General features: G+C 38.2%; 4 protein-coding genes, 1 tRNA gene and 1 rRNA gene. 3 read left to right on the top strand and 3 right to left on the bottom strand.

Annotated elements, in window-relative coordinates:
• Window positions 1-645: ribosomal RNA gene (locus RR062_06085) — 23S ribosomal RNA — on the bottom strand; the annotation flags it as partial.
• Between the two features lie 432 nt (window positions 646-1,077).
• Here RR062_06085 and RR062_06090 point away from each other — a divergent pair.
• Together RR062_06090 and feoB are read left to right on the top strand one after the other, a co-directional pair.
• Window positions 1,078-1,323, top strand: a complete 246-nt coding sequence (locus RR062_06090; GenBank protein ID MEG2027272.1) for a FeoA family protein — start codon at window positions 1,078-1,080, stop codon at window positions 1,321-1,323.
• 2 nt (window positions 1,324-1,325) lie between these two features.
• On the top strand, window positions 1,326-3,419 hold the full coding sequence (gene feoB / locus RR062_06095; protein ID MEG2027273.1) for a ferrous iron transport protein B: 2,094 nt from the start codon (window positions 1,326-1,328) through the stop codon (window positions 3,417-3,419).
• 247 nt (window positions 3,420-3,666) lie between these two features.
• Here feoB and RR062_06100 read toward each other — a convergent pair whose 3' ends face one another.
• Entirely contained in the window at window positions 3,667-4,194 is a 528-nt protein-coding gene (locus RR062_06100) for a restriction endonuclease (protein ID MEG2027274.1), read from the bottom strand.
• Between the two features lie 9 nt (window positions 4,195-4,203).
• Window positions 4,204-4,908 (bottom strand): TrmH family RNA methyltransferase, encoded by a 705-nt coding sequence (locus RR062_06105; GenBank protein MEG2027275.1) that lies wholly within the window; start codon window positions 4,906-4,908, stop codon window positions 4,204-4,206.
• Window positions 4,909-5,031: 123 nt separating this feature from the next.
• Here RR062_06105 and RR062_06110 point away from each other — a divergent pair.
• Window positions 5,032-5,107, top strand: a tRNA-Ala gene (locus RR062_06110).
• Window positions 5,108-5,373: the final 266 nt, after the last annotated feature.

Here is a 5,373-nt window from a genome sequence, read left to right on the forward strand (position 1 = left end):
TAACCTCGCTACGCATCGTAACTCGCCGGTCCGTTCTACAAAAAGTACGAGATCACCCGTTAAGTCGGGCTTTCTCTGTTTGTAAGCATACGGTTTCAGATTCTATTTCACTCCCCTCCCGGGGTTCTTTTCACCTTTCCCTCACGGTACTATACTCTATCGGTCATTAGGTCGTATTTAGCCTTAGGAGATGGTCCTCCTATATTCCCACTGGATTTCTCGTGTCCTGTGGTACTCTGGAACTCCGCCACTAAATCGAAAATGTCACCTACGGGACTTTTACCCTCTTTGGTCAGGCTTTCCAGCCTGCTCGATTACTTTCAATTTATGATTATGCGGTTCTCTACCCCGTTATATATTGCTATATACGGTTTGGGCTCTTTCCCTTTCGCTCGCCACTACTCAGGAAATCACTGATTTGTTTTCTTTTCCTCCGGTTAATGAGATGTTTCAGTTCACCGGGTTCCCCTTAATACACTATGTATTCGTGTATTAATAATGCGTCTTCAACGCATTGAGTTTCCTCATTCGGAAATCTGCGGATTAATGCTCATTTACAGCTCCCCGCAGCTTATCGCAGTTAGTCACGTCCTTCTTCGGCGCCTAATGCCAAGGCATTCACCATATGCTCTTTGTAGCTTGATCTTATATCTTAGATCTTAAATTACTCTTTTAAAAAATTAACTCTTTGAAATTGCAGCTTTTTATTGTAATAATAAAATGCTATATTAACCTTTAAGGATTAATATTTGTTTTGTTAGTTTTTTACTCTCTTATTATTGATTAAATATGCAGTTGTCAATGTTCTCTTGTCCTAACAACAGTTAGGAGCTGTTAAATAGGCAGTTTTGCCGACAGCCTTAATATAATAACACCAGTACTATATCTTGTCAACACTTTTTTGACAATTTTTTTAATATTTTTTAATATTTTTTTTATTAAAAAATAAGTAGTGTTTTCGGCTATTTCTTGCGATTAGTATATTATTATTGCATAATATAAGTTAACGCCTAGACAATCAGCGCAAATTATGATAACATAAAACAAAAGAAAAATATAGCGTTTGGAGTAAGAAATTTGATAAATTTATGTTCGCTTGATAAATTACCAATAAGACAAACGGCAATTATACACCACCTTAAACTTTTACCCCAAGTTTGTTTAAGATTTGCCGAAATGGGGTTTGTTCCCGAGCAAGAAATTACGGTAATCAAGAAAGCTCCGTTTGGCGACCCGCTAGAAATTTCTATAATGAATTATCGAGTTTGCATAAGAAAGACCGAAGCCGAACATATATTTGTAAGCGTAAAAGGAGAAGCGTAACAATGGCTATTACAAAGACAATCTGTCTTGTGGGCAATCCTAATAGCGGTAAGACCACTTTATTTAACGCTTTAACGGGCGGTAAAGGTCACGTCGGTAACTGGGCTGGCGTTACAGTAGAAACTAAATCGGGCTTGCTAAAAGAAAATTCTACTATACAAATAGTAGACTTGCCCGGTATATACTCCCTTTCGCCGATTACAACAGACGAAAAAGTCGCTTACGATTATTTAATTAAACAACCGCCCGACCTTATTATAAATATAGTCGACAGCACAAACTTAAAACGCAATTTATTCTTAACCACTCAACTTGCCGAACTTGGCATAAACATAATACTTGCTTTAAATATGCAAGACCAACTCTACGCAAATGGCAAATATATAGATATAATAAAGATGCGTGAAATATTAGGTTGCGAAGTAGTGTCCATATCGGCGTCTAAACAATTGGGGTTTGAAAATTTAATCGCCCTTTGCCAAAAAGACGAATTTCCAAAGGCAAAACCCTTAGCCCTTGACTTGTCGCACGACGAACAATCAACGCATATCCACTTAGCTTACAAAGTAAACGGAATAGCAAGTTGCGAAATAGCCTGTCAACGTTACACCCACATCGAAAATATTATAAATTCTTGCTTGTTTGACACGCCAAAACCTACCGTTAATACAAATCAAGTTGCAGATACTTCTATGCAGGGCAAAGAACAAACCGATAATCATACAAATAAACATAAAAAAAATAAAAAAAATAAACAACATTTAACCGACGCAGAATTAACCGAAAAGATAGATAAAGTTGTCACTAACAAGTGGCTTGCATTTCCTATATTTTTTGTAATTATGATGGCGGTATTTTTTTTCTCAATAGACGGACTGGGCGGTATGCTTACGGATTGGCTTAACGGCGTAGCCTCCCCATACCTAATGGAAGGCGTTAGAAACCTACTAGCAGGCTCGCCCCTTTGGCTGTCCTCTTTACTGGTAGACGGTATAATGACCGGCGTACTAGCCATTGTGGGCTTTGTACCGCAGATTACGCTACTGTTTGGTTGCATAGCCTTACTTGAAGGCACAGGCTATATGTCAAGAATCGCTTTCATTATGGATAGATTGCTAAATAAGATAGGTTTGTCGGGCAAAAGTTTTGTTTCCATGATTATTGGTTGCGGTTGTTCGGTACCAGCTATTATGTCGGCTCGCACTATTAAAAATTTAAACGAACGCAATAGCACAATTACTCTTGTCCCCTTTATGCCGTGTAGCGCAAAACTTGCTTTATTTAGTTTCTTTACTTCGACATTCTTTGGCGGAAACGCCCTTGTAGCTACTTCGATGTATTTTATAAGTATTGTCAGCATTATTCTTGGCGGACTGCTACTTAAACTATTTAATAGAAGAAAAACTACCGCCAGCGACGTATTTCTCGTAGAGTTGCCTACATATAAATTGCCTACGGCGACAAGCGTGCTTAAAGAAATGTGGGACAAAGGCAAAAGTTTCTTAATAAAAGCCGGCACAATTATATTTACAGCCTCAGTAGTGCTGTGGCTACTAACTTCGTTTAGTTGGAGTTTTAAAGTAACCATTGGAAATAATGCCGAAAGTATGTTGTCTAGCATAGGAAAATTAATAGCTCCGTTATTTGTTCCGCTTGGCTTTGGCAACTGGCAATTTGCAGTAGCTACCTTGTCGGGGCTTGCGGCAAAAGAAACGGCGATTACTACGCTACAAATATTATACAAAACTCTTGACATTACAACGGCTATAACTCCGCTCGGGGCGTACAGTTTTATGGTATTTAACTTGCTTTGCGCTCCCTGTATGGCAACTATCGGCGCATCATTTAAAGAACAAGGCAAGGCTAAATACGGAATAATTTCAGTAGCTTTTCAAACAGTATTTGCCTATCTTGTTTCGCTTGCAATATATCAAATAGGCAGACTAGTTATAAAAAATAATAATCTATTTCTCACAATCAGCATAGTTAGCTTAATCGCCGTTGTGTTTATACTCTGCATATTGTTTCTAATCAAGAAAAAAGGCTGTAAGTACGAATGCGACCACTGTCCAAATAACAAAAACTGTAAAAAATAATTAATAATTTAAATTATATGGCTAATACAAGTCAAATAAACAACCTGCGTTACTATATAACAAACAAAAAACAAGAACTTTAATAAGTTCTTGTTTTTTTAGCGTAATTTGCATATCCGCAAAGCAAGTCAAATAAAACAACCATAACCGAATTTAAGTATTGTATAAAATAACTCGAAAAAACAACCATAACCGACTAAATTAATATCTTACAATTTCAAAAAATTACAATAGATTGAGTAATAACTTAATCTTTGGGGGTTTCTAGTTGCTCGGCAAGCTTGATGTTGATAAAGTCTTCTATCAGTGTGTCTTTGTCTACAAGCACAATTTTTTTGCCTTTGGCGTGTTTAACGGCGGCGGAATTAAAGTACCCGTTTGTAATTACCATACATTGGTCGCAAGAATAAGCCGAAAGAGCCTTTAACGAGTCGTAGACTACTTCGCAACCCAGAATTTCTTTGGTAATTAAACACCTTACTGCGGTAACTACTCCGCCTTTTTCGACTACCATATCTGCGCCGTAGTCGTCTATAACGGGCGTAAACTTGACAGTACAGCCTTTATATGTAAATATTCTTGAAAGATAGAACTCAAACTGTATATTGTCCATCTTCTCTATTTCGGCAAGTTTTTGAGCCGTAGTTTGTCTAGGCAAACTATTGTTAGTCAAGTTAGCTGAGCTACTAGAAGCGATATAGCCAAATTGATTTAAAATATTTTGATTGTATTCGTCTAAGCGTTGTTGTTGAGCTAATAATTCTTTCTTTTTCATATTGTTCACCTATCTTGTTTTTACGTTAAATTGATACAAGGCGATTGCAACCGCCGTAGGTAAGTTGAGAGAGTCTATTGCGCAAGAGTGGTCAATTACCACGCTTTGCCCTATTTGTTGGTAACTGCTAGGCAAGCCCGAACTTTCGTTGCCAAATATGAGCGAATAGAGGTTGGTAGGGCTGACATTTTGCAGTTTGGTTTTGCCGTCGGTTAAAAAGCAATACATCTGCCGTTGCCCAAACTCTTTGTCATAATCTAAATAGCTGTCAAAACAACTTATATTAAGAGAAAACACCGCACCCATCGAAGCTCTAACAGTCTTAGGGGCGAATGCGTCGGCGGGAGCGCCAATTAAAGCAAGGTTGGTAATGTTAAAGCCCAACATCGAACGCATAATATTGCCAAGATTTCCCATATCGGCAGGATTATCTAACACAACGTGATTTTGACTAGGCGACAAAGCCGAATACTGTTTAATAAATTCTCCGGCAACAAAAACATTTTCTTTTTTAGAAATAGTTTCTATCTTATGAGAAGCCTTTTCAACGACTATGCCCAAACCGCTTGCAAGTTTTAATAAATTTTCTATTGCGGGCGTCATTTGCAAATTATCGTGAGTAAGGATACGTGTAACCAAATTAGGCTTACGTAACAGTAATTCGTAGGTAGGAAACACTCCTAAGGCATAACTTATCTTTTCTTCATACTTCATCGCCCCTATTTTACCATATATACAAAGTATTTACAAGTTGGATTAAAAAGTTTTTGAAAAATAATTGACAATACCCAAACTTAATGATATTATGTTTAGGCATTTGAAACACTAGGTATTTATGGGGGTGTAGCTCAGCTGGGAGAGCACCTGCCTTGCAAGCAGGGGGTCAGCGGTTCGATCCCGCTCATCTCCACCATATACCTAGCTATTTAAATGTCTTGTATTTTAATATAGGAATGTAGCTCAGCTGGTTAGAGCACCACCCTGAAGCCGAGTGTCCGCTAGGACACGAACGCCACGAGGGCAAAGCCCGAGTATAAGGTGGCAACTTTAAACAAGGCGAGAACATTAAATAATACAAGGTAGCCTATCGCAAAACTTAATATAATATAGGAATGTAGCTCAGCTGGTTAGAGCACCACCCTGAAGCCGAGTGTCCGCTAGGACACGAACGCCACGAGG

The organism is Clostridia bacterium, from assembly GCA_036654455.1.
GTDB lineage: Bacteria > Bacillota > Clostridia > Christensenellales > CAG-314 > JAVVRZ01.

Bases quoted from the DNA above. Each gene is read 5' to 3' on its own strand.
- RR062_06100 (MEG2027274.1), bottom strand. From the start codon at position 4,194: ATGAAAAAGAAAGAATTATTAGCTCAACAACAACGCTTAGACGAATAC.
- RR062_06105 (MEG2027275.1), bottom strand. From the start codon at position 4,908: ATGAAGTATGAAGAAAAGATAAGTTATGCCTTAGGAGTGTTTCCTACC.
- feoB (MEG2027273.1), top strand. From the start codon at position 1,326: ATGGCTATTACAAAGACAATCTGTCTTGTGGGCAATCCTAATAGCGGT.